Origin of the sequence: Acidovorax sp. NO-1, from assembly GCF_000238595.1 — a bacterium.
GTDB lineage: Bacteria > Pseudomonadota > Gammaproteobacteria > Burkholderiales > Burkholderiaceae_C > Acidovorax.
This window is the reverse complement of record NZ_AGTS01000011.1, coordinates 1-231: the sequence shown is the minus strand read 5'-3', so window position 1 is coordinate 231 and position 231 is coordinate 1. Positions and strand designations below refer to the sequence as shown.

The window sequence follows — 231 nt, the reverse complement described above, 5'->3', positions numbered from 1 at the left end:
TGTCGCATCCCGGACGATTGCATAGACTCTAAACGCTATCCCCTCTTCATGGCCAGAGCGGTCCTGCAAGAGTTGATAGAGTCCTTGCAATCTACCCAGGGAGTAAAGCCATGTTGATTGCCCTGCACAAGAACGCCCGCACCACGCCCGCCGTGCGTGCCGAGATCGCAGCCAGCAACGAGCCAGCCAACGTCCTGGCCCTGCGCTTCGGGATCACTGAGCAGACGGTCT

Annotated in this window: 1 pseudogene; it reads left to right on the top strand. The window is 59.3% G+C overall.

Going from position 1 to position 231, the window contains the following annotated elements:
• Positions 1–110: 110 nt before the first annotated feature.
• Positions 111–231, top strand: a pseudogene (locus tag KYG_RS24195) (IS481 family transposase); the annotation flags it as partial.